Annotated in this window: 27 protein-coding genes and 1 tRNA gene; 6 read left to right on the top strand and 22 right to left on the bottom strand. The window is 43.1% G+C overall.

Annotated elements, in window-relative coordinates; translation table 11 throughout:
• Positions 1-203: 203 nt before the first annotated feature.
• Together PPIS_RS02065 and PPIS_RS02060 are read right to left on the bottom strand one after the other, a co-directional pair.
• Positions 204-1,037, bottom strand: coding sequence for a CheR family methyltransferase (locus PPIS_RS02065; protein WP_010369291.1), 834 nt, complete (start codon positions 1,035-1,037; stop codon positions 204-206).
• Positions 1,038-1,052: 15 nt separating this feature from the next.
• Positions 1,053-1,985 (bottom strand): chemotaxis protein CheV, encoded by a 933-nt coding sequence (locus PPIS_RS02060; RefSeq protein ID WP_010369293.1) that lies wholly within the window; start codon positions 1,983-1,985, stop codon positions 1,053-1,055.
• 140 nt (positions 1,986-2,125) lie between these two features.
• Here PPIS_RS02060 and flgA point away from each other — a divergent pair, with 140 nt between their 5' ends.
• From flgA to flgN, 3 genes are all read left to right on the top strand, one after another.
• Complete coding sequence (gene flgA, locus PPIS_RS02055) at positions 2,126-2,833, top strand: flagellar basal body P-ring formation chaperone FlgA (RefSeq protein WP_010369295.1); 708 nt, start codon at positions 2,126-2,128, stop codon at positions 2,831-2,833.
• A gap of 72 nt (positions 2,834-2,905) precedes the next feature.
• The gene (gene flgM, locus PPIS_RS02050) at positions 2,906-3,229 is read left to right on the top strand and encodes a flagellar biosynthesis anti-sigma factor FlgM (protein ID WP_010369298.1); all 324 of its coding nucleotides are present in this window, start codon (positions 2,906-2,908) and stop codon (positions 3,227-3,229) included.
• Positions 3,222-3,650: a flagellar protein FlgN gene (gene flgN / locus PPIS_RS02045; RefSeq protein WP_010369300.1), complete on the top strand. Its 429-nt coding sequence runs from the start codon at positions 3,222-3,224 to the stop codon at positions 3,648-3,650. Before flgM ends, flgN begins: the two co-directional genes overlap by 8 nt.
• A 74-nt stretch (positions 3,651-3,724) precedes the next feature.
• Here flgN and PPIS_RS02040 read toward each other — a convergent pair whose 3' ends face one another.
• On the bottom strand, positions 3,725-4,201 hold the full coding sequence (locus PPIS_RS02040; protein ID WP_010369302.1) for an LPP20 family lipoprotein: 477 nt from the start codon (positions 4,199-4,201) through the stop codon (positions 3,725-3,727).
• A 204-nt stretch (positions 4,202-4,405) separates the two neighbouring features.
• Here PPIS_RS02040 and PPIS_RS02035 point away from each other — a divergent pair, with 204 nt between their 5' ends.
• Complete coding sequence (locus PPIS_RS02035) at positions 4,406-5,602, top strand: flagellar assembly protein T N-terminal domain-containing protein (protein ID WP_010369305.1); 1,197 nt, start codon at positions 4,406-4,408, stop codon at positions 5,600-5,602.
• Between the two features lie 110 nt (positions 5,603-5,712).
• Here the strand turns inward: PPIS_RS02035 and PPIS_RS02030 are convergent.
• The 18 genes from PPIS_RS02030 to rppH all read right to left on the bottom strand — a co-directional run bounded on the left by PPIS_RS02030 (position 5,713) and on the right by rppH (position 21,757).
• A tRNA-Arg gene (locus tag PPIS_RS02030) sits at positions 5,713-5,787 on the bottom strand.
• A gap of 331 nt (positions 5,788-6,118) precedes the next feature.
• Positions 6,119-6,760, bottom strand: a complete 642-nt coding sequence (locus PPIS_RS02025; RefSeq protein WP_232288070.1) for a FlgO family outer membrane protein — start codon at positions 6,758-6,760, stop codon at positions 6,119-6,121.
• A 10-nt stretch (positions 6,761-6,770) separates the two neighbouring features.
• Positions 6,771-7,424 carry a FlgO family outer membrane protein gene (locus PPIS_RS02020; protein ID WP_010369309.1) on the bottom strand — a complete coding sequence of 218 codons (654 nt, stop codon included), beginning with the start codon at positions 7,422-7,424 and terminating at the stop codon, positions 6,771-6,773.
• Positions 7,425-7,438: 14 nt separating this feature from the next.
• Entirely contained in the window at positions 7,439-8,020 is a 582-nt protein-coding gene (locus PPIS_RS02015; protein ID WP_010369312.1) for a FlgO family outer membrane protein, read from the bottom strand.
• Positions 8,021-8,074: 54 nt separating this feature from the next.
• On the bottom strand, positions 8,075-8,680 hold the full coding sequence (locus PPIS_RS02010) for an SPOR domain-containing protein (protein ID WP_010369314.1): 606 nt from the start codon (positions 8,678-8,680) through the stop codon (positions 8,075-8,077).
• Positions 8,667-11,609: a hypothetical protein gene (locus tag PPIS_RS02005; protein WP_248694120.1), complete on the bottom strand. Its 2,943-nt coding sequence runs from the start codon at positions 11,607-11,609 to the stop codon at positions 8,667-8,669. Before PPIS_RS02005 ends, PPIS_RS02010 begins: the two co-directional genes overlap by 14 nt.
• A gap of 19 nt (positions 11,610-11,628) precedes the next feature.
• Entirely contained in the window at positions 11,629-12,411 is a 783-nt protein-coding gene (locus tag PPIS_RS02000) for a fimbrial biogenesis chaperone (protein WP_010369319.1), read from the bottom strand.
• Positions 12,412-12,729: 318 nt separating this feature from the next.
• Positions 12,730-13,176 carry a DUF4402 domain-containing protein gene (locus PPIS_RS01990; protein ID WP_010369322.1) on the bottom strand — a complete coding sequence of 149 codons (447 nt, stop codon included), beginning with the start codon at positions 13,174-13,176 and terminating at the stop codon, positions 12,730-12,732.
• Between the two features lie 15 nt (positions 13,177-13,191).
• Positions 13,192-13,614 carry a DUF4402 domain-containing protein gene (locus PPIS_RS01985; protein ID WP_249031239.1) on the bottom strand — a complete coding sequence of 141 codons (423 nt, stop codon included), beginning with the start codon at positions 13,612-13,614 and terminating at the stop codon, positions 13,192-13,194.
• A 143-nt stretch (positions 13,615-13,757) separates the two neighbouring features.
• Positions 13,758-14,204 (bottom strand): DUF4402 domain-containing protein, encoded by a 447-nt coding sequence (locus tag PPIS_RS01975; RefSeq protein WP_010369322.1) that lies wholly within the window; start codon positions 14,202-14,204, stop codon positions 13,758-13,760.
• Positions 14,205-14,219: 15 nt separating this feature from the next.
• Positions 14,220-14,801 carry a DUF4402 domain-containing protein gene (locus PPIS_RS01970; protein ID WP_010369323.1) on the bottom strand — a complete coding sequence of 194 codons (582 nt, stop codon included), beginning with the start codon at positions 14,799-14,801 and terminating at the stop codon, positions 14,220-14,222.
• A 97-nt stretch (positions 14,802-14,898) separates the two neighbouring features.
• Complete coding sequence (locus PPIS_RS01965; protein WP_010369325.1) at positions 14,899-15,408, bottom strand: hypothetical protein; 510 nt, start codon at positions 15,406-15,408, stop codon at positions 14,899-14,901.
• A gap of 101 nt (positions 15,409-15,509) precedes the next feature.
• Positions 15,510-16,394, bottom strand: a complete 885-nt coding sequence (gene galU / locus PPIS_RS01960) for a UTP--glucose-1-phosphate uridylyltransferase GalU (RefSeq protein ID WP_010369326.1) — start codon at positions 16,392-16,394, stop codon at positions 15,510-15,512.
• Between the two features lie 8 nt (positions 16,395-16,402).
• Complete coding sequence (locus PPIS_RS01955) at positions 16,403-17,236, bottom strand: thymidylate synthase (protein WP_010369327.1); 834 nt, start codon at positions 17,234-17,236, stop codon at positions 16,403-16,405.
• Positions 17,237-17,249: 13 nt separating this feature from the next.
• Positions 17,250-18,062, bottom strand: a complete 813-nt coding sequence (lgt, locus tag PPIS_RS01950; protein WP_010369328.1) for a prolipoprotein diacylglyceryl transferase — start codon at positions 18,060-18,062, stop codon at positions 17,250-17,252.
• Positions 18,063-18,071: 9 nt separating this feature from the next.
• Positions 18,072-18,881 (bottom strand): sulfite exporter TauE/SafE family protein, encoded by an 810-nt coding sequence (locus tag PPIS_RS01945; RefSeq protein WP_010369329.1) that lies wholly within the window; start codon positions 18,879-18,881, stop codon positions 18,072-18,074.
• 47 nt (positions 18,882-18,928) lie between these two features.
• The gene (ptsP, locus tag PPIS_RS01940; RefSeq protein WP_010369330.1) at positions 18,929-21,217 is read right to left on the bottom strand and encodes a phosphoenolpyruvate--protein phosphotransferase; all 2,289 of its coding nucleotides are present in this window, start codon (positions 21,215-21,217) and stop codon (positions 18,929-18,931) included.
• Positions 21,218-21,232: 15 nt separating this feature from the next.
• A complete protein-coding gene (rppH, locus tag PPIS_RS01935; RefSeq protein WP_010369331.1) occupies positions 21,233-21,757 on the bottom strand; it encodes an RNA pyrophosphohydrolase in 525 nt (174 codons plus the stop codon).
• A gap of 439 nt (positions 21,758-22,196) precedes the next feature.
• Here rppH and mutH point away from each other — a divergent pair, with 439 nt between their 5' ends.
• Both mutH and PPIS_RS01925 read left to right on the top strand, forming a co-directional pair.
• On the top strand, positions 22,197-22,871 hold the full coding sequence (mutH, locus tag PPIS_RS01930) for a DNA mismatch repair endonuclease MutH (RefSeq protein WP_010369332.1): 675 nt from the start codon (positions 22,197-22,199) through the stop codon (positions 22,869-22,871).
• A 100-nt stretch (positions 22,872-22,971) separates the two neighbouring features.
• Positions 22,972-23,163, top strand: a complete 192-nt coding sequence (locus PPIS_RS01925; RefSeq protein WP_010369334.1) for a hypothetical protein — start codon at positions 22,972-22,974, stop codon at positions 23,161-23,163.
• 57 nt (positions 23,164-23,220) lie between these two features.
• Here the strand turns inward: PPIS_RS01925 and eno are convergent, their stop codons facing one another.
• Entirely contained in the window at positions 23,221-24,513 is a 1,293-nt protein-coding gene (eno, locus tag PPIS_RS01920; protein WP_010369337.1) for a phosphopyruvate hydratase, read from the bottom strand.
• Between the last annotated feature and the right edge of the window lie 53 nt (positions 24,514-24,566).

Genomic DNA, 24,566 nt, shown 5'->3' with positions numbered 1-24,566 from the left:
TTTTCAATACGTTAAACTTAATTCTTGAAATAATTAAACTTGAATTAATGTTTAGGAGGTGACGTAAATAAGAGCAAATATTCGAATAATTGACAACTTGACTGAAGCAATTTGAGGCTGAAAGGTAGGAGATAGTTATTAGAATTACATTACAAATTGCAAATACTAGCTATAGCGACTATCCCTGCCGCTATATGTGAGTATTAAGTCTTTTTCTGGTAGATAATCCCAGGATTACAACGGATCATATTAAAGTCGTCACTCAACCCCGCCATCGATTCTGACGCACCTAAAAACAAATAACCATTAGGGTTTAACGACTGAGCAAATTGCGAAATGATTTTGGCTTTCACTTCCGGTGAAAAGTAGATCAAGACGTTACGGCAGAAAATAACATCAAACTTACCCATCAATGCATAAGAATCTAACAGATTTAAATGCCTAAAACTGACCATTTTACGGATCGGTTCAACGACCTTAGCCATTCCATTGCCACTATCCATAAAAAATTTCTTTCTGCGCTCAGGCGATAACCCTCGCGCCAACGCCAACGCGTCATATTCAGCATTCTTACACATATCCAGCATGGTGTTAGAAATGTCTGTACCAACGATCTGCACACCCATTTTCAGCGCACCTGGGCTTTTACTCACATACTCACTCGCAGACATCGCGATTGAATATGGCTCTTGTCCTGATGAGCTTGCCGCCGACCAAATCTTAACTGGACGTCTCAAGTCTTTAAACTCTGGTAAGATTTTCGATTTAATTAGCTCGAACGGATAAGTATCCCTAAACCAAAGTGTTTCATTCGTTGTCATCGCATCCACCACAGCGGCACGCAATTGCCGCTCATGGGGACTGAGTGTTTTAGCTACTAAGGACGAAAGTGTTTCCACACCAAAGCGAGCCATCAGAGGAGCGAGTCGGCTTTTGACCAAGTACAATTTATTGTCACCCAGTACAATACCGCACTGTTGCTCCAAAAAGGTTCTAAATTGATCGTACTCTTTTTGCTCTAAATGCTTATTTTCCAAGTGCTACCACCAGCTTTAATCACAATGAACCCATTTTTTAACCGCTGAAGCTAATTCATCTGGGTTAAACTTAGCAATAAAATCATCAGCGCCCACTTTCTGAATCATGGCCTGATTAAATACACCACTCAGTGAAGTATGGAGTATCACATGCAATGGCGCTAATTTTGGATCAGCTTTTATTTCAGCCGTTAGCGTATAACCATCCATTTCTGGCATTTCAACGTCAGAAATCAATAGCCCAACTCGCTCGGTGACATTATTTTGACAGTCCATTTCCGCAATTTCGCGAAGCCTGATAAGTGCTTCTTTGCCGTTCTTTGCCAGCTCAGTCTGAACACCTAATGGCTCCAATGCACGTTTGACCTGATTACGAGCAACCGCGGAGTCATCAGCGATAAATACAATACGTTCGCCTAAATCTTTTTGCATTTCACCATCAGAGACAATATCAGCACTGACTTCTGTGTTGATTGGGCAAATTTCATTGAGGATCTTTTCTACGTCTAATATTTCAACTAGCTCGTTTTCAATTTCTGTAACCGCTGTCAAATAGGAATAACGACCTGCCCCAGATGGTGGGGGCATTATTTTTTCCCAGTTCATATTCACAATGCGTTCTACTGCACTGACTAGAAAACCTTGGACTGAACGGTTGTATTCTGCAATCACAATAAAACAGTTACGAATATCTTGAATAGGAGGTCCACCTACCGCAAGTGACATATCAATTACGGATATAGTTTGGCCTCGAATATGAGCAACCCCTCGGATAAGCGGGTTTGACTTGGGCATGCTTGTCAATGCTGGACATTGAAGCACTTCTCGGACTTTGAAAACATTAATGCCGAAGCGCTGTCGACCTTGAAGTCGAAAAAGTAATAGCTCGAGACGGTTTTGTCCAACCAGCTGTGTACGTTGGTTAACCGAGTCTAAAATACCTGCCATTTCAATCTCCTACTGTATAAACCGCTAATCGGAACGATCTTTGCTTCGACTCTGATATGGTTTACCACCCTTGATTAGGTGCAGTTATTAAAGCAGAATCTTTATACCTTGTTTCACCCCATAAGCATAGTCGAAACATCATGAGTTTGTTAAAAAAAACCCATTACATTCAGTTTTTTTGTTTGTTCGCTTATTTTATAGGCGTTGATTATGGTTATTGTCAGCAATATGACAACAAAACTTTAGAACAAAGCGCTATAGAATTTGTTGAACCGAATGTAGAGCAGGATCCCGATAGTCAGCTGTCACTGACTGCGATACCACTTGATTCAAGAATTCCAGCACGGGATTGTCAATCGCCGTTGCAATATAGTACAGCGATGGCTCCGCCTTTTGATACTCAAGTGACAGTTCAAATTAGATGCAACGATACCCTCAGCTGGACTCAATACGTCCACGTACGTATCGATCACCTCTTCCCCATATTAGTTAGCGCAACCATGTTAGAAAAAGGCCGTGTTATTCAAGATGAAGATGTAAAAATAGAGTATCAGCCAAAACGTTTTCGCAGAGTTTCTTATGTTGAAGATAAGTCGATACTAATAGGTAGTCGCAGCAAACGTAATATAAGAGAAGGCCAAGCCTTTACTCAAGCCCATATCTGCATGGTCTGCAAAGGCGATACTGTGACGATTATTGCTAAATCAGGTGGACTCGTGATCAAAACTCAAGGAGAAGCGCAGCAAGATGGCAACCGTGGTGAACTGATTAATATTAAAAACTCTCGCTCTGGCAAAACCTTACGTGCTAGAGTAATAGAAGTGGAAACAGTAGAGGTGAATTTATAAAAAATTTGCTAAAGTAATACTATTAAACGCCGATAACAAGGCTGAGAGTATAATTTTATTGGGTCTACAATCATGGTTAATCAAGTTAACGGTCAGAATCAGTCTACATCCGTTGCTAATAATGTTAAGCAACAGAAAGCTGAATTGCAAAGAAATGATGCCAACAGCGCATCAGTTAAATCACCAGCTACACCAAAAGCAGCTGCGGATTCAGTCAGTCTGACTCCACAAGCGCAACAGCTGAAAACAGTCAACGAAAAAGCGCAGCAATCATCAGGCTTTGACGACAAGAAAGTCGAAGAATTGAAAAAAGCGATTGCAGAAGGCAAGTACCAAGTTGACGCGGAAAAACTCGCCAAAAACATAGCTGCATTTGAGTTCGAAATATATGGATGATTTGGTTCGGCTTTGCCACCACAAACTTTCTGAACAAATCTCAACGCTAGAAGCGATGACCCAGCTTCTGGCGCGTGAGCTTGACGAGCTTGCATCTCGGCGTGGCGACAACTTAAAAGAAATCGCTCGTGAAAAGCTAACTCTCATTTCAAAACTGCAAAAGCTCGACAATGAATTGTCAAAAACAGAGTCTCACGTCTTTGAACACAATGAAGTAGCCCCGCTCGTTACTAAAGTGCGAGCACTACTCAGTGAATGCCAAACCAAAAATGAAATCAATGCTAAAACTGCTCATCAGGCGAATGTAAGCACACGTGAATTAAAAGGGATCTTAATTGGCGCACCAACTTCGATTACATATGGTCAGGATGGTAGTGTTAAAAGTAGCGACAGTGAGTTAGTACGTAACCTAAAGGCGTAGCCACGCCAATCATATTTCAGTATTGAAGAACAACCGAAATGCAGCATATTAAGTAAGCGACATGTGATGAGTGCTTACTTAAAACTATAAGATATTTTCTTAATTTTCTGCGGCTTGACTTGAGTAATATACAAATCATAAACGCGTTTCATATCAAGCTCTAATTCCGTCGTGTAAGTATCACCAACAGCGTAACTTTTCAGCACCTTAGCCCCTCGAACGAGTCCATTTACTTGGCTCTTAAGGCCGTCGTTTTGCGCAACCGCCCCTTTTACCGTAATAGTAGATGTCAAATTCTGGCCATACAGTTGCTCAGCCAATTCACGATACGCTTCTAATTTTGAGACTTTAATAGCCATTAGTTGCTTCTCACCCGCAGTTTTACCCGGCTGAGCACTCAAAGGAGCGTACCCCACAGCCCGTAAAACAGGAAAGGTTTCCGGTTGCACCGTCTCATATTCAATGTGCTTGTCAACGAGGCTTGAACAGCCACTGAGTCCCGCTAGCGAGCAAACCATAACAACTGCACTGATAGAATTAGTGATACGCATTTCACTACACTCCGCTACAATAAATACCAATCAAAATTTAACGCTTCCCCAGCATCTTGGTCTTGCAAGGGTTGTTGTGGTTTCATCGAGTATTGGCAATAAATAAAATTAACTTTCATAAAATATGATTATGCACGAACCTTGCCAAAATTTGGCACAGGTATTGCTGAGTTAAAGGGTAGTTTTTGATCTGGGCATTTAAACATGAAAAAGCAATTCGCGACCAGTCTATCATTGTTGTGTATCACCTTAACTAATCCTGCTTATGCCGAATGGTTTGAAGTTACCGGCATGGCTGACGTTAAAAATGGCGATCATCAAAAAGCAAAAAGAAAGGCCGTAAATGACGCCATTACACAAGCATTGCTGTTTTCTGGCGCTTCGGTGAGTAGTGTACAAACCGTCACCGATGGTGTGCTCACCCAAGATCAACTTAAGATCCGCTCAAATGCTGAAATCCAGAGCGCCAACGTGATTGCTGAAGCAAAAGTCGGTGACTCATGGCAAGTAACATTGCATATCGATATTACCCCACAGAGTGCTCAGTGCCCAACGAGTGCTTACAATAAACAGGTTGCAGTCACACAAAGCCAGCTAAAAAATAAACATCAAGCAACTTTAGGTCAAATTTTTGACATAAATAAAGCCGTGAGCGAGCGCCTATATCAAACAATGACCGAACAAAAGTCGAGCTTAGAACCCGTTCCCTATTTTGCACAGACCATAGATGTTAGCCGCTTTTTCAGTCAGCGTTTTGATTATAATGAACAGCTAATCGAGACCATTACAGCAAATACCAACAGCCAATTTGTACTGCTGAATCAAATTACTGATGTTGCTAGTGTCGATAAACTTAATAGTGACCTCGCATTTTGGCAAAGTGATAAATACTTAAGAAGCTTCAAGGTAGACTTTGCGCTGTTTGATGCACTTTCTCATGAAAGGGTATGGCAAAAACAATATGCCACTCAAGGCGTGTGGCCGTTTAAGAAAACCAAATTAATTGATGTGTACAGTGAGCGCTTTTGGCAGACAGATTATGCTGATGAGATCCAAACCACGCTGACACAAATCGCAACTGATTTAAACGCAGCGGTCGCCTGCTTACCAACCAATGGCAAAATCCTACATATCGATGATGAACAAGTCGTTATTAATTTGGGCCGTATGCATGGCTTAGAGAATGGCCAGATCCTTAACGTAGCGCATAGCAATCCGCTGACTAATGTCGATGGTAAAGTGTTTATGCATCAAATTAAAACCATCAATAAACTGCAAGTTATCCAAGTGAATGCGCAAAACGCCATTGCGGTAAATATCAGCAATCGCCCACTTCACAATGTGCAAATTAACGATTTGGTTGAAATTCAAATAGAAAATGAAAATGAGTTTGAATTGTAAGGCAGAGCATTCCTGTAGCAAAAGGCAAGATTTTCGATGACTTTACACCCTCTGCATCATGCTTCCACCACCCATTTACTTTGGTCATTCCACGCAGAAATGAATACCAATGGCGTCCCCAGTAGGAATCGAACCTACATCTAAGCCTTAGGAGGGCCTTGTTTTATCCATTAAACTATGGGGACAATCTCTAAAGTCAGATAACAATCGCTTTTTTGACCTTCACTAGCGGGATCTGCGGTACTTAATACCAATGAAGTCGAGAGTTGTCGATTCTCTGTTGTACTGCATCTCAGTGACTTCGCTTTAGTATACTGATCTTAATGAACTTTTAAAGATTAATAGTCAATTTATTCGCGCTAATAAATGAGGTGGTTCAGTAGGTGAATACGCAGCAGTTAAGACCCACTACTGCGCTATCAGTTACTTCGCTTGAGGTGTGAATAAGAAGTAGGATAGTTCTTCGTTTAATAAAACCTAAACGGTATTTTCTTCTAAAAAACGCTATTTGAAGTACTACCTTGAAGCGGTTGCCTGATCATCAAGGATAAAATACGGGATAGTCACCACCGTGCTTGCGATCACTAAGTTAGTATTAAACTCTAACAACCTTGCGTTCACCTCCACGCCTCGTGGACGGTAAACCATAGTGCCTGTGAGCAAATGACTGGGAGATTGAGTGTTTTTCAAGCGACTTGCATTACGCGAAAAAGTCAAATCACCACTAGATGTCACTTCAATTTTCCCCAATGCTTTAAAGTCTAATGCTTGATAACCCAGCTTTTGCATTTGATGCATTAAAGACTCAGCCAATTGGTTTCCTAGCTGGTTTGTATCCCTTAATGATTCATTAAAGTTAACAAAACTAGCTACCGCTATCGACTCGGGCTTTTGCCCTAACACCGTATCTGACAGCTCCAACGCAATTTGATTGGCGTAGTTAGCAATTTCTTTGCGATGACGATAGCTAACGAAGCCAATATCTTGCGATATCGCCGCTTGTGAATCTTCATTACGCTCTTGCTCTTCCATCATGGCATATAATATTTCCATATCGGATTGCTGCGTTTCTGTAGATTCAGGAGTCGCCTGATTTGTCACTTCGCAACCACCGAGTAATGCGAGTGTCGTCGCGAATAGCACTACATTTTTCATCATCGCCTCCGAATTAGTTCGCACGCTCTATACGAATGCCATCGTATGCCGCACCATCTTGTAGGGCGTTAACTACGTTTTGCGGTAAAAACCCTTGAGCAGAACCCACGACACTTTTACTTCTAAGCCCAACCACTCTGGCATTAACCATAACTCCGCCCTGATGATTCACCAAAGTACCACCTAGCACGTACAAAAAAGGGTGGTCGTCAGATAGCTCTAAAAAGTCACGACTAAAAATAAAATCGCCTTCAGGTGTCACCCGGATATAGTCTGTTGTTTTAAAGTCCACAACAGGGATCCCAAATGCATGAAGCTCATGGATAAAGCTTTCAGCCAACTGGTTACCCAGCAAGGAACCTTTATCAAATTCTTTATCTAAAAATACAAAGCTTGTCACTGCTACCGGTGTTTTCTCATTCACGTGTTTCAAGTTTGCAACCATGTCTTGCATTATAGACTGGACATAGTGAGTGACATTTTTACCAGCCATTTGCTGAGAAACAGAAAATTGCTTCATACCGTTTGGGTTACTTTGATACATCGAAGATTTTTCAAAGCCATTACGCACGGGCTCAGCCTGAGCATTATCCACCGCAAAAAAGTGACTCTGAGCACAGCCAACCATCAATGAAAGCGGCAAAACCAAACTTAATACTTTTTTCATTACTTTCATCTCCACTAATATTGGCTTCGTATAATCTGACCGTCACGATTTGTGACACGCTCCGTACCCCACATCACAGCTTTAGGTATGCTGATTGATGCGGCTGAGACGGCTCGATTATGTAACGTATCAACCAGCCGCGCATTGACCAAATAGGTATCTCGACTTTCTACGATTGTCCCAACCACCACGAGGTCAATTTTCTGGCGCTGATTCAGCACATTCAATTCTCGACTTAACATACTATCGGCAGAACTTTGTAAAGATAAAGCGTTTCTGAGTCGATATTCCACGACATCTGCCCCCATTTGACTTAAATGGGTCATGAGGGATTCTTGCAAGGCCACGCTCAAGCCTGAACCTTGCCCAGCAACGGTATCATCCAGCTGATTAGCCTTAAAAAAACTCGTCACAGCAAGCGTTGAATTCGGCTTGAACGGCCGTACATACTGCCCAAGTTCCGCGGCTAACTGAGCGCCAAACCCATCTAAGTCAGGTAAGATTTCTTGCTGCTGGGTCGCTTCTCTTTTGCCGACCTGTTGGCTGTTTGTACACCCCGCCAACAACATAATCACTATGAGTGCTAGATATTTCATTTCACCAAGCCCACGATAAACTTATTGGATAAAATGCAAAATACGCACCAAGTTTTAAAGTCGATGACTGGTGTAATGGCTAACCAAGCAACTTAAACCTGCACGCTTAAGCTGCTGGCAACCTTTGTATGCAGAGGCCTTATCTGTAAATGCACCTAATTTGAGTCGATAATATTTGGTATTTTGAATATCTATTTGCTCGATATTCACTTCGCTTGTTGCAAAGTCTTGCGGTAACTTATCCTTGAGTTGCTCGTAGGTTTGCCTAAGCTTGGTATATTCCGTTGTAGAGGCCAATTGAATTGCAAATTCAGCTATCTCTACAGGCTGTTCTTGTTTCTCGGTGGGCTTTGTTTTTTGCTCTATCACTTGCTCGGGTTGCTCTGCTAAAAGCTCAGCATCCTTTTGCTTTGCAAGCGAATTTGATAGCTGCATCGCAATAACATCTAAATCTTCCTGCACTTCTTCAAACCTAGCAACCTGCTGTTTTAGCGCTCTGAGCTGCTCTACTTCTTGTTGTAAGGTGCTTACCTGCTGTTCCAATAAAGATATCTGCTTCTTCATTTGTAATGAGTCAAGTTGACTCTTGCTCGCAGTTGCTTGGCAACCACTTAACGCAACGAAACTGAGCATAATGAGGTGCCACTTAATTGATTGCATTGTTTTCTCTTTCATAAATAGTTAAGGCTTCCACCGTGCAAGAAACTTTGAAGGGAAGTAGATTTTGGCAAATATTTGCCGCATTTTGTGTGGCGTCATCTCTTAATATAAGTAAATAAGTGGCGTCGCCTTCTTTTTGCGCATACCCAAAACCACCGCTTAATAACGCGGGATAACGCTTAGCCAAAATCGCCGCATACACTTTTAATATCGTTAATGTCTTGAAGCGTCCAGCTACAGCAAACTCTTGCGTGGTTGCGCGCTGTCGTTGTAGTTCGTGATTTACATCAAGCAGTAAGTCTCCCTCTGCACTTAACTCCACTTCTATCTGTTGAGTACTGGCTACCGCGAGCCTTTTCGCATCACTTATCGCTGTACGGTAAGTCCCAGGCTTCAAACCAGTAAATACATAGTAGCCGTCATATGCCGTCTGAGTGCGCGCGACTTCGTTACCCGTTTCATCAAGTAAACTCACGGTGGTGAACCCTGCAGGTCGGCGCTCAGTACCCTCATTGATTTCAACAATACCTTCAACTTCCGACGAGTTTACAAATGGTATTTCAACATATTCAATATGACCGGGTCTTGGAGTGAATGAAAAGCCATCGTTAGCGGGAATTAAAAAGGGTTCGGGGATCGTTTCTTTGTCAACAATAATATCTGTTCGTTTGTAATTAACCATTGCGGGTAATAGAGCCACACCATCGTCGTCAGTTTTACCTTGTGCAAAGTTTTGTAATGCTTTTATAGTTACCCCCTTCAGCGGTAACTCCCCATCGTCAAGATAGCCGTTATTATTTTGGTCGATAAAAGCACGAACCATCAAAGAGCCAAACTGCGACAAGCGTTTGCCAGTTAAAAAAACCTGATCTATGGATTCGCCCGCTCCGATACTTACTTGTCCAGAGAGGCCTACTTGCCAGTTATCATCGTTATCGTATTGCAAGTCTGTTAACAACCTAAACTTCTCATGGTTCCAGCTCAATCCAAGTTCGGTTTTATAGTAATCGGCAGCAAAGTCTTTGTATAAGGTAATGCCAAGATCAAGCTCAGGACTTAGTTCTTTGCTCAACTCTAGCTCTGCGGATGTAATTTCATTAGAAGGTTTTATGTCATACCAAGTAGTAAAGCGACTATATATCCCAAACACTCTGCGCTGCCAGCGCAAGTAGCCACTCACATCGCTGGCTTGATTTGTCTGCTCTTGCCACACAAATTGGTTACTGAAAGTGCCCCAATAATTACCCGTACTAAACAGTAGCGACGCTTGCTCGGTGGTGTCTATATTAGCTCTATTAAGCTGAAAGTATTCAGCACGATAGTAAATCTTAGCGGCATCAAAAAGAGACCAATCTCCCGCCGCCGTTAATTTTATCTCGGTCGCATTTTCATCCCGTTCTAAATCTTCCTTTAGCTCAAATTTAGCACCTACCTGCTGGCCAAATAGACGGGTTCGAGTATTTGCAGAGAGACGTTGGTTCGTTTCGCTCTTACTATAGTCAACATCCAGTAATAGTCGTTTATTAATATTGGTGTTAAACCCTGCAGAAAAGTACTGTTCCGAGGCGCTATGTTTCACACCTTGACGATGCTGCAAACCTGCATACGCCACAAAGTTTTTAGTAAGACCGTAGTCAAATCGACCATTTACTTGCCAGCTTGATGCTCCTGATTCCGCAGTCTTGTCGCCCAGTATACTTTTGCCCGTCTCAGTAATTGATACGGCAAAAAAGCCTTCACCTTCGTTTACGGTGCTCTGTTCAACATAATAGGTCTGCACTTCTTTTGATACTTGACCTTGGCCTCCATACATCACCAGTTCAAAGGTATTTTCACCAAATAGTAAATCAATATTTTCAAACTCATAGCGCCCAGATTGGACATTATTTTCTTGTCCTATTAGCAATCCATTTCGATAAAGCTCTACGTCCCACCCTACCTGAACAGGACCTGAGATGACAATGCGCTGACGGTTCGTACGCCTATCTAACGGCGCGTTACTGAAGCTCACTCCTCGCCCTTCTTCATTTAGCGCATCGACTCCAACTTGAACACTCTGGACATCACCGAGCGATACCTTGGTAAAGTTGCCAAACGGTAAAACATCGGCTTTTTTAGAAGCACGGTTGAGGGATAATCGCGAACGATTAATCACATCCCCTTCTCTACCAGCAATAAAGTACTGAGCTTGCCAATAGGCGATGTCTTGCGAGCCAATAAGGGAATAAGACATCTGGCTAATGTCTTCAGTCACCTGCGCATTTATCTGAGCATCCAACACTGGTTTACCGATGCTTTGATAAGGACTTGACCGCCACGGTAATGTTGCGCTGGCATTGCGGTCAAAGCTAACAACCTCTCTTCCTAATCGCTGTTGCTGCGCTTCTATTGGCAGAACTTGCCTACTTTTAACCGTAAGAGATAAATCCTGTATATCGGTAAACAGGCTCACATCGAATAAGGTCGCAACGATATAATCAGCGAGAAATACCTCACCATTGATAACCTGGATCTCCCTATTACTCAATTGCGTTCGCTGTCCTTTGCTCTCAACTAAAAGCGCTTTGGCATTAAGACTAAAAGTGTTTTCAGGTGTGAAGAACCAGCCATCAAAAGTTCCTGACACATCTTCTGATACCACAAACCCCAAAGCTGAAAACAAGCTCAAGAGTTCCACATTGACGCCTTGTTCCGACGTCACCGCGATCACTTCACCTAAATATAAATTCCCTTTATAGGCGGATAAAAACAGTTCCGTACCAACATCAACCCGAGAGACCACCCGCTCACTTTGCTGTATCGCAAGTTTTGCTTTCACTCGTTCAACCCGTTCAAATAGCTGTTGCAAAGTATCAACCTGCGATGCCATAGCAGGTTGATAGCATAGTATGCCTATTAGTAACGTGCGCCAAATAGCGGGGGCTCTCATTACGTTCGCTTACCCTAAACTACAAAGATACCGAATCATCTACAAAGGTGCGGTCAGTGTACTCCTCATCACCCACATACTTGATTAAGACCTTGCCTGATGGCCCGAGCTTGATTGCAGGGTCTATCGAGAATTCTACACTCCTTTGATTAAGCTCTGGATATACGGCAAACTTATTTAATACTCCGATCCGCACAGGTTTAACGTCATTTTTCCCCTGCCAATAAGCGGATAATTCGCCAAAGCTACTATATTTCCCAGTTCGATTAAGTAGTACCGTAATTGCCTGACGACCATTTTTTGCGTTGCTTACAATGACATCCTCAAGCTGTACTTGCGGGTTCGCATCGCCAACTCGTAGCATCACCGGAATGCTATAGCTCATCAGCACGTCAATATTGATACCTTCTTGCAGCTTGCCTTTATTATTCGGCAGCTCCCTAAAAAGCAAATGTGAGCGATACTCTCCTTGTTCCATATTCGCCTTTCTGCGCACAGCCAGCTTTATTACCTGACGCTCACCAGGTCCCAGTGTTACTTGCCTAGGTGAAATACGGATGAAATGGCTTGCAGCCATAGGGTTCATTTTTTGCTCGGAAAAGTTGGCATAACCACCTTCTTTAAGTGCTAGCTTCTCTTGAAATTCAAGTCGATAAGATTTGGTCACATCACCATTATTAATGATTGTAACCCTCTCAATTCTCTGACGCTCTTCGAAAGCAACCCGTGTTGGGGTGATCATTAGATTGGCGCTTACTTTACAGCAACAAAACAAAAGCAGCGTTAATATTAATTTATTCATAATGTAGGGCCTGTTTATCTTTCAAGTTTGTTTTTGCAGCAGTTTAATTGCCATTTATACAAGGCGGAGCCTGCGTAGCATAGTTATTCTATGTAAGTCTGGCGATAAAGACTTTGTGCTCCTGCAAAGTCACCTTACCCCACATCCTTGTGGGGCAATACAGAAGAAATGCCAATCAAGCGCTGCCCTTTGGGTTCCCCTGAGTGCGCTTTGTTCATTGTTGCTCAACTTTTGCTTAGATTACTAGGCGGCAAGTCGAGCGCCGCGACCAAAACCCACTCAGGGGAACAAAAATCAAACAGCAAAGGTCAACAGGCCCTAGTAAGACAAAGTTATTTCAACGTTCAAGGTTTGCACCCCATCCGATAGCGATTTACCGTTGCCAGCAAAGCGCAATTGCCCCCCGACCTTAAACTCACCAGACCCAACACTATCAGTGTAAATAGCCTTCTCGTGATACAACTCAGTCAATTGGAAGGCATCGGATGCACCAAGATTCCAATAGCCAAACCAGTCGTTGTAAACGGTAGATTGGACGCTAATTTGGCGATTATGAGGAAAATCGGTCAAGAGGATTTCTGCCGCATGACCAAACTCTACGAATAGAATATTGCTTGAGGTTTGTGATCTAACATTAGGTTCTATCGTCACTGTGCCTGCGCTATTTTGGTCAATAATCGCAATAGTGCCAAAGCTCAATTTCTTAACGACCGATATATCTTGAGCTTTGGCCAAGTGACTGGCAAAAAGCAATGCCAGTACCATGTAACGCCACATGTTTTAGTAAGCGATTTCGATATCAACTTTACTGGTGTATACACCACCGCCATACGTATCTGTTCCAGAAAGTGCTTTCGTACTTAATGTCGCACCAACGGAAAGCGTTGCGGCACCATTTGCATCAACCCTAAACTTGTTGTTTGTCACTTCACTGTTAGGCTGAGCACCGCTCACCACATAAAACTCAAAATCCTTTAAATCAAAAGAGGCATTACCTACGCTATCAACCGTAGTTGCGGCTGGAACCGTAATCGTTAACTCAGTATTTGGCGCGGCATCGGTGATATTGATAGAGCCAGCTCCACCTGTACTAATAAGGTTTATTATTGCATCACCAGTATTCTTAATTTCAGGATCGGTCAATGTTGGATCCGCCTCAATCTTTATAGTGGCGACATCCGCTGCATACAGAAGAAATGCCAATCAAGCGCTGCCCTTTGGGTTCCCCTGAGTGCGCTTTGTTCATTGTTGCTCAACTTTTGCTTAGATTACTAGGCGGCAAGTCGAGCGCCGCGACCAAAACCCACTCAGGGGAACAAAAATCAAACAGCAAAGGTCAACAGGCCCTAGTAAGACAAAGTTATTTCAACGTTCAAGGTTTGCACCCCATCCGATAGCGATTTACCGTTGCCAGCAAAGCGCAATTGCCCCCCGACCTTAAACTCACCAGACCCAACACTATCAGTGTAAATAGCCTTCTCGTGATACAACTCAGTCAATTGGAAGGCATCGGATGCACCAAGATTCCAATAGCCAAACCAGTCGTTGTAAACGGTAGATTGGACGCTAATTTGGCGATTATGAGGAAAATCGGTCAAGAGGATTTCTGCCGCATGACCAAACTCTACGAATAGAATATTGCTTGAGGTTTGTGATCTAACATTAGGTTCTATCGTCACTGTGCCTGCGCTATTTTGGTCAATAATCGCAATAGTGCCAAAGCTCAATTTCTTAACGACCGATATATCTTGAGCTTTGGCCAAGTGACTGGCAAAAAGCAATGCCAGTACCATGTAACGCCACATGTTTTAGTAAGCGATTTCGATATCAACTTTACTGGTGTATACACCACCGCCATACGTATCTGTTCCAGAAAGTGCTTTCGTACTTAATGTCGCACCAACGGAAAGCGTTGCGGCACCATTTGCATCAACCCTAAACTTGTTGTTTGTCACTTCACTGTTAGGCTGAGCACCGCTCACCACATAAAACTCAAAATCCTTTAAATCAAAAGAGGCATTACCTACGCTATCAACCGTAGTTGCGGCTGGAACCGTAATCGTTAACTCAGTATTTGGCGCGGCATCGGTGATATTGATAGAGCCAGCTCCACCTGTACTAATAAGGTTTATTATTGCATCACCAGTATTCTTAATTTCAGGATCGGTCAATGTTGGATCCGCCTCAATCTTTATAGTGGCGACATCCGCTGCATCGCCCTGCACTCGAATGATACCGAAATCAAGCGGATCACCGGCTTCAGCTGAAAATAAGTTTTTAACTTCTACTTTAACTTCAAGACGAGCAGTATCCTTAGCAATTGCTGAAGAAGTAAGTAAAGCAGCGGAAATAGAGCTTGCAATAAGCGCAGATTTAATCAGTGTTTTCATCTTTAAATTCCTTTAGGAGTCATTTTTATCATCACCGCAATACCGTTTTTTGGTGACTTATTGTTTATCGTTCCCAAATGGGAAAACTTTAGTAAAATTAAAGCATTAATCTTCTACAATCAATGCTTTGGATAGAAAATAGTCTACAGTAGACTTTTGCTTCTTGAGTTGTTCTTAATCCAGAAACTGTTGCCCAATTTCGCATTTCAAACGCTTGAATTTGCAATTCTGCCTCAGAAAATATACTAGGAAACTTTCGCTTTACTGCCGCTAATAGCGCTTGATGCTGCTCAACTTGAGGCATGGAATTGATAGATAGGGGAAACAACTTGAGTTGAATTCCAGTCGTTTGATTCGCCTTTTGTTTACTCGCGGAATAACGCTTAATCTCTACGTCAGGATTCGATGTTGCTTGGATATTATCGACGCTAGCTTGAGACTCTAACAAAGTCAGCAGGTTTGAGAGATCCTGCTCTAATGAGCTCAATCGCTCAATACTTTTGAGCTGCTGCTCACTTAACAGCGAAGGCTCTTTAGATGAATGACTACAGCCACCTAAGGTGATTACAGAGCCGAGTAGTAAAAATTTAAAAAAACGAATATACACAATAAGTTATAACAAAAATCCATTTTCACCTATGGTACATAAATCGCGGTAAATAACCAAATGCTTTTACCGCAAATATCGGTACATTTAACTTTATGTAATTACCTTTTAGCAATTGAATCGATAAGAGAAGCAAGCTCAGTTGAATACTCGTCTCTTCTCATCGCATGCTCAACTATCGCTTTTAAATAGCCGATTTTACTCCCGCAATCATGACTCTTTCCTCGTAACGAGTATGCATCGACTTGCTCTTGCTCCATCAACATAGCAATAGCATCAGTCAGTTGAATTTCGCCACCAGCGCCTAGCGGTGTTTTTGCCAAAAGTGGCCAAATAGATTTGTTAAGTACGTAACGACCAACAACGGCTAAGTTTGAAGGTGCACTTTGCAGTTCAGGCTTTTCGACAATAGACTGCATGGCGCCTGACTCTCCTTGCGCGAGTGCTGCTCCTCCCAAGTCCACAATACCAAACTGAGAGACGAGTTCAGGCGCTACCGCTTCTACCATCACTTGGCTATTACCTGACGTTTTAAAACGCGCGATCATATCAGCAAGATTATCTTTTGTTAGATCGCATGCAGCGTCATCAACCAATACATCGGGCAGCATAACAACAAAGGGCTCATCGCCAATCACAGGTGCAGCGCAGTTGATGGCATGACCAAGGCCACGAGCCTCACCTTGACGCACATGGATCAGCGTAACACCTTTGGGGCATATAGATTGTACTTCTTCTAGCAGTTGACGCTTAACCCGCTTTTCCAGTGTCGCTTCCAGCTCAAAGCTCTTATCGAAGTGATTTTCAATTGAGTTTTTACTTGAATGAGTTACCAGTACAATTTCTTTGACGCCAGCCGCAGCTGCTTCATCTACTACATACTGGATCAAAGGTTTATCGACAATTGGCAGCATTTCTTTGGGAATGGCCTTCGTCGCGGGTAACATGCGAGTGCCAAGACCCGCCACTGGAATAACGGCTTTCATAAATGCTCCTAAATCGCGACCGGTGCCTTTATATGCGGGTGACATTCGTAGTTCACCAACTCAAAGTCCTCAAACTTAAAACCAAATATGTCTTTTACTTGAGGGTTGATCTGCATTTGTGGCTTCGCAAACGGCGCTCGGCTTAGCTGCTCTTCAACTTGTTCCATATGGTTTAGGTATAAATGGGCATCGCCGAAAGTATGTACGAAATCCCCCACTTCTAAGTCACAAACTTGTGCAATCATCATCGTTAACAGCGCATAACTTGCGATATTAAAGGGCACACCTAAGAAAATATCCGCACTGCGCTGATAAAGCTGACAAGAAAGCTTGCCATCTAGTACATAAAATTGGAATAACGTGTGGCAAGGTGGCAACGCTTGTTTGCCCATCGCTGCATTTTCTTTGGGTGAATAGTTAGTATCAGGCAAAAGCGCAGGGTTCCAAGCACTCACAATCAGGCGACGAGAGTCAGGGTTGGTTTTGATTTGCTCTACAACATCTTTGATTTGATCTATCACTTCACCATTTGGCCCAGTCCAAGAGCGCCACTGGCTGCCATAAACTGGCCCTAAGTCCCCTTCATCCGTTGCCCAGCCATCCCAAATGCTAACGCCATTTTCCTTTAAGTATTTGATGTTAGTATCGCCTTGCAAGAACCAAAGTAGCTCGTGAATAATCGAGCGTAGATGACACTTTTTCGTCGTTACAAGTGGGAAGCCTTCTTGCAAGTTGAAGCGCATCTGGTATCCAAAAACACTCACTGTGCCAGTGCCCGTGCGGTCTTCTTTTTTTGTGCCATTATCACGCACATGGCGCATCAGTTCTAAATATTGCTTCATTGTTCGCTACTCTTTAACTTTTAACTTGCCCGGTAGATGGGTTGCTACCTTCTCGCTTATATGCCCACACCATAAGGATAGCGCCTGCAATCACCATAGGGAGGGATAAGATCTGACCTTGAGAAATAAAGCCACCATATAAGCCAATATGTGCATCTGGTTCACGGAAATACTCGATTGAGAAGCGGAACACACCGTAACCGGCTAAAAATAGACCTGCTACACTGCCCGCTGGGCGCGGTTTTTTCCTAAACCATACCAACATCACAAACAATACCAACCCTTCAAAAAACGCTTCATAAAGTTGTGATGGGTGGCGCGGCTGTGGTCCGCCCGTTGGGAAAATAAATGCCCAAGGAACATCCGTTATGCGACCCCATAATTCGCCATTAATGAAGTTACCGATACGACCGGCAAAAAGCCCAACAGGCACCATAGGAACGACAAAGTCGCCTACCGATAAAATCGAACGTTTGTTTTTAAGCGCATACACGATAATCGCCGTGATAACGCCCAATGCACCGCCATGGAAAGACATACCGCCTTGGTCCACCCTAAATAAATAAAGCGGGCTTTCAATAAAATGAGAGAATTGATAAAACAACACGTAACCAATTCGCCCGCCCAAGATCACGCCGAGCATACAGTAAAAAACTAGGTCGCCAACTTGGTCTTTATTCCAACCAGAGTTTGGTTTTTTTGCTTCTTTCCCTGCCCACCACATGGCGAACATAAAGCCGATCAAATACATTAATCCATACCAACGAACACTTAACGGTCCGATGGAGAAAATCACAGGGTCTATCTGTGGAAACTGCAAAGCCATAGCCTTTCCTTAATTCATTAACATATTGCCAGCGATAACAATGAGTAACGCCGCAAACACTTTCTTAATCGTTGTGACAGGTAAGTGGTGCGTAGCTTTAGCACCAATAGGCGCCATAAACCATGAAGTTGCCACTATACCAAACAAAGCCGGTAAATAGACAAAACCTAAAAATCCATGTTCAATATCCACATGTTGGCTGCCAGAGGCGATATAGCCAAAGGAGCCAAAGATAGCAATAACAATACCACTGGCAGACGCACATCCTATCGCTTTTTTCATATCAACAGAGAAAAATGTCAGTAGTGGGACGATTAATGCTCCCCCGCCGATACCAATCATTGCAGACAGCGCCCCCGTTACCGAGGTTAGCATCGCAAGTATCGGTCCTTGTGGTATAACTCTGGTTGATTGTGGCGGTCTTCTGGAGCTCCACGCCATTTTCAATGCAATGCCTACAACACTAACCACAAAAATAATTCTGACGAGTTTTTCAGGCAACATCACTGCGGCAAAACCACTGCCCAACGCGCCGACTGCCACACCTAACATCACCCATGGAGCAATGTGCCATGGAACATTGTCATTTTTATGATGCGCTTTGGCTGAAGATGTCGAAGTGAAAATAATGGAGGCGAGAGACGTCGCAATTGCAACTAACACCACTTGATCTGTGGGTATAACATTAAATTTGGTCAAGATGACAGATAAAATAGGGACTATCAGCAGCCCGCCGCCGATACCAAGCAGACCTGCCAAAAAGCCAACTGCACAGCCGAGCAAAGCGCAAAGTACAACGATGAGTATAATAGTTTCCATCAACAAGCTCTTATTCTTATAGCGCCGTAATGGTAGCGTAAATAGCCTTAAGAAGCACCCTTTGCTTGGTGGCTGGTATAGAGTAATTCTGCAAAATGATGCTCTATCATGAATTCTTTAATAATTCGGCGCACTTGCTTAGATGAAGGTTGTGCTAAACAATTTTCAAGTAGAGCTTCCATATCCGTTACTCTCAGTCTGCGCAGCACCCATTTTACTTTGTTCAGTGATGAAATATTCATACTCAAACGGCGATACCCCATTGCAATAAGCAAGATTGCTCCCTCAGGCTCACCGCCTAACTCTCCACACAGGCTAAAAGGCAGCTCGTGTAATTCACACTGCTGTGCAATCTGGTTTAACACTCGTAATACACTGGGATGATAAGGGTCAAAAAGATCTGCCACTTGTGCGTTGGTTCTATCCACTGCTAATAAATACTGCGTCAAATCGTTACTGCCCACAGAACAAAAATCGATTTTTTTCGACCACTCAGGTAACAAGTACACGCTAGACGGTACTTCAAGCATTACGCCAATTTCTGGCCGGTCGATGGTGTAAAAAGGATCGGCCCATTCGTCTTGCAGCTCAAAACAAGCCTGCTCAATGAGTGCCATCGCTTCATCTATTTCCTCACTATGACCCACCATAGGCAACATGATCTGTAAGTTGCCAAGACCCGCGTTTGCTTTGATCATCGCTTTGATTTGATCCAAAAAAAGCTCGGGATGATCCAGCGATACACGAATGCCTCGCCACCCTAAAAATGGGTTTTCTTCTTTGATATCAAAATAATCTAGAATTTTGTCGCCACCGATATCTAAAGTCCGCATTACTACAGGCTCAAGGTGATAACGTGATAGCACCTCACGATACCAGACTTCTTGCTCCGATTGTGTTGGGAATTGGCCTTTTTGCATAAACCAAGACTCAGTACGATAAAGACCAACGCCATCACAATAACTGGCGCTTAATGTCTCGGTCGATAGATCAAGCCCAGCATTTAAGAGTAAATTTATACGCTCACCATCGAGTGTAATGGGCGGCAAATCATGTTCCGCCTCAAACTTATCATGCAGAATGTTGTCTTTACGTTTAATTTCAACGTACTCATTGACCAACATTTGCGAAGGCGAAATATAAAGCCGTCCAGAATACGCATCCATGATCATAGACTTACCATCAAACTGTAATAATGGAATGTCTTCTATGCCCCAAATAGCGGGGACGCCCATCGCGCGAGTGAGAATGGAAGCATGGGAGTTGGCCGAGCCATGCACACTGACCACCCCTTTGAGCTTTTCTTTTGGTACTTGCGCTAACATAGTCGGGGTCAAAGTATGGGCGATTAGAATCGTATTATCTGGATAGTGTTTAACAGCTTGCTCAATTGAGACTAAATGCTGGAGCACGCGCAGGCCAATATCATTAACATCAATCGCACGCTCTTTGATATAAGGGTCACTCATCATATCAAACTGAGCCACAAGCTTTTCGATAACAAGCTTTAGCGCTGTTTTTGCGTTCCAGCCTTGTTGTATCTCAGACTCCACTTGTTTACCTAAACTCTTGGCATCCAAAAGTTGCTGGTAAACCTCAAACACAGCTACCGCTTCTTTTGGAATATCATCACTCAGAGTTTTGGCTAAAATATGGAATTCTTGCCGAGTCGCAGCCACCGCTTGATGAAACAGCTGAATTTGCTGCTGAATATTGTCACTATGCTGCGGTTCAATACTCGCAAAATCAATATGGGGTAACACCACATAACCATCACCTAAGGCAATACCTGGTGCACTCGATACCCCTTTTAACACTGAGGTTCTGTGACTGCTTGCATCTTGTTGAAGTAAAGTTTGAATTTCGGTGTTGGCAAGCTGTGAAGCCAATTGCGCTGAAAGCGTAATAAGAAAGGACTCTTCATCATGGCTAAATACACGAGCAATCTTTTGCTGCACCACAATAACCCCAAGCACTTTACGCTGGTGTACAACGGGCACTGATAAGAAAGCATTGTAGCCTTCTTCATTGACCTCAGGTGACAGTTTGAATCTTGGGTGTGATTGGGCGTGGACAACATTAATCGGCTCTTCACGCTGGGCAACAAGACCGACAAGGCCTTCGGTAAATCCCATTCGGAATTTTCCGATTGCTTCAGGGTTTAAGCCATCCGTTGCCATCAGGATAAAGTTATCTTGACTGTAATCGGCAAAATAAACTGAGCAGCATTCAGTGTGCATGGCATCTTTGACCATAGTAACAAAGCAATTTAACGCGCTTTGTAGGTCACTTTGCTGCGCCACTGACTCAGCAATCGATCTCAACGTTGCTAACACCTGCTGCTCCTATTTTTATCGTTTTGTGCGCCAGAAATCCTTCTGCCCTTGCTGTTCACGTTTACCAAATGGCATCGCAAACGGAGCGAATTCCTTCATCACTCGACGATAGACATCACGTTTAAACGATACAACTTGACGTACTGGATACCAATAGCTGACCCAGCGCCAATCATCGAACTCAGGGTGATGCGTACGTAATAAGTCTACGTCTTCATCTTTACACCTAAGTTTCAATAAAAACCATTTCTGCTTTTGCCCGATACAAACTGGGCTTGAATCTCGTCTAATTAACCTTTTTGGTAGTTTGTAACGTAACCAATGTTTAGAACTTGCTACTATTTCAACATCTTCTGGCCTAAGTCCAACTTCTTCATGAAGTTCACGATACATCGTTTGCTCAGGTGTTTCCCCTTGATCTATTCCGCCTTGAGGAAATTGCCAAGAGTGTTGTCCGTAACGACGGGCCCAAAAAACCTGCCCCTGATTATTACAAATCACTATTCCGACATTGGCACGAAACCCTTCGGCATCAATCACCTTAGTGCCTCATTTATAAGTCGATTTTTAATGATTGTTCCACAACTCCCGCGTCACGGCAAATTTAATTCCATTCTATACCTAAATTATCTCAGCATACTCTCAAGTTACCCACAACTTGTGCATAACTAAGTATTTTTCAGTTCAAATTACGAACAAATCCACAATTACACACTTCAAACCTCAGGTTTTCCACATATTCTGTGGATAATTATGTTTATAGTCTTGTATTTATCCAAAGCCATAAGATTTCCAAACCGCTCTGACTGTAGTAAAATAAAAATAACTTCATATTTATCATATAGATAATAAAGTTATTACTTTAACCGTATGTTGAAATAACAAGCCACACTTAAGTTGAGTGCAAAATAACCAACTTACTTCACCACATGATTTCTTTTATAATCGTGTTTTTAAGGGATAGACTCAGGAGTATCGCTTGCCATCAGTTACACCACCACGCTCTGTGGGCGAACTTATGCAACGTGTTGAAAACATAGCCGGTTTAACATTGGGAGAACTCGCTCAGCAGCTCTCGTTTAAAACACCACAAGATTTGCTCAAAGAGAAAGGCTGGGTAGGACAACTCATAGAAGCAGCCTTAGGTGCCACCGCGGGCTCAAAGCCTGTACCTGATTTTGAGCATATTGGCGTTGAACTCAAAACTTTGCCAATAAGCTATCAAGGCAAACCGCTAGAGACCACCTATGTTTCTGTCGTGCCGCTGACTCAGTTAACAGGGTTAACGTGGGAAGCGTCGAGTGTTAAAAAGAAATTAGCTCACGTTCTTTGGCTACCCATATTAGCCGAACGAGAAATTCCTTTAATAGATAGGGTTATTGGACACGGCTTCTTATGGCGGCCAGACGCGCATCAAGAACAGTTGTTACGAAGAGACTGGGAAGAGCAAATCGAGTTAATCGCTACGGGTCACGTAGACCAAATCTCAGGGCATCTTGGAGAAGTCATGCAGATAAGGCCAAAGGCGGCAAATGCCAAGGCGCTCACCGACGCCATAGGGCCGAACGGTAAAATAGTGCAAACTTTGCCAAGAGGTTTTTATTTGAAAATCAATTTCACTCAATCGATATTGGCGCAAGAGTTTGGTGCTTAAAAACACCTGTTGACTTTTTATACAAAAAGTACAAATGTAACACAGCCAACATCTTGTATGGATTTGGTTAACATTTATATTTTTATAGAAGGAGACGACAATGAAATTAAAGTTCAACAAAAAATCGATTAAAGAACTTAGTGTGAACAAAACACTTGCTACTAAGATGACGCCGGCTGTTGCTGGAGGTAATGGTCCTGCAACGATGGATGATGCTTGTAATTCACTTCAAGTCTGTTGGACATTTAGAAATGGCCAAGCAAATTGTGAAATTTGGGGTGACGACCGCTAGCAATAAAAAACGCCAGTAGCTAAACTGGCGTTTTTACAATACATCAAGTAATGCTAATTACTGGCCTTTGATTTCACTACGGCCTTTGTATACCGCTTTTTCACCTAGCGCTTCTTCAATACGTAGCAATTGGTTGTACTTAGCTACACGATCCGAACGGCAAAGTGAACCAGTCTTAATTTGACCTGCCGCTGTCGCCACTGCTAAATCAGCAATGGTAGCGTCTTCAGTTTCACCAGAGCGGTGTGAAATAACGGCAGTAAAGCCAGCATCTTGCGCCATTTTGATGGCATCAAGCGTTTCAGACAGTGAACCAATCTGATTGAATTTAATCAAGATTGAGTTACCAATGCTTTCTTCAATACCACGCTTTAAAATCTTAGTGTTAGTAACAAAGAGATCATCACCCACTAGCTGAACTTTATCGCCAATTTTATCTGTTAGGATTTTCCAGCCAGCCCAGTCACTTTCGTCTAAGCCATCTTCGATTGATACAATTGGGTAACGTGCGGCAAGATCGGCCAAGAAGCCAGCAAAACCTTCCGAGTCGAATGTTTTACCTTCGCCCTTTAGGTCATACTTGCCATCGACATAAAACTCAGACGCTGCACAGTCAAGTGCTAGTGTTACGTCTTTGTTCATTTCGTAGCCAGCAGCTGCAACTGCTTCAACAATTACTTCTAGCGCTTCTTCATTTGATTTAAGGTCTGGAGCAAAACCACCTTCATCACCAACTGCAGTGTTCAGGCCACGTGACTTAAGTACGTTTTTCAGGCTATGGAAGATTTCAGCACCCATTCGTAGTGCTTCACGGAAGCTCTTTGCGCCAACAGGCTGAACCATAAACTCTTGAATATCAACGTTATTATCCGCGTGCTCACCACCATTGATAATGTTCATCATTGGAACTGGCATTGAGTACTGACCTGCTGTACCGTTGATGTCTGCGATATGTTCGTATAGCGCCACGCCTTTGTCTTGTGCAGCTGCTTTTGCTGTTGCTAGAGATACCGCAAGGATAGCGTTCGCACCTAGTTTTTCTTTGTTTTCAGTGCCGTCTAAGTCCAACATGATTTGGTCGATTGCACGTTGCTCTAGCGCGTTTTGACCTTCAAGTGCTGCCGCGATTTCGTTATTTACGTAGTTTACCGCTGTTAATACACCTTTACCTAAGTAACGAGACTTATCACCGTCACGTAGCTCTAGTGCTTCACGGGTACCCGTAGATGCACCTGATGGCGCACATGCACGGCCCCATGCACCTGACTCTAGGTGTACGTCCGCTTCTACTGTTGGGTTACCGCGTGAGTCCATAACTTCACGGCCAATCACTCTAACGATTTTTGACATCTTGATTCCTCTTATTCCCAAAGTGGTGTGTGTTGCACTGCTTCTGTCGCAGG

The organism is Pseudoalteromonas piscicida (assembly GCF_000238315.3).
Classification (GTDB): Bacteria; Pseudomonadota; Gammaproteobacteria; order Enterobacterales; family Alteromonadaceae; genus Pseudoalteromonas; species Pseudoalteromonas piscicida.
Note: the sequence above shows the minus strand (reverse complement) of the source record. Positions and strands in the feature narration are given on the sequence as shown.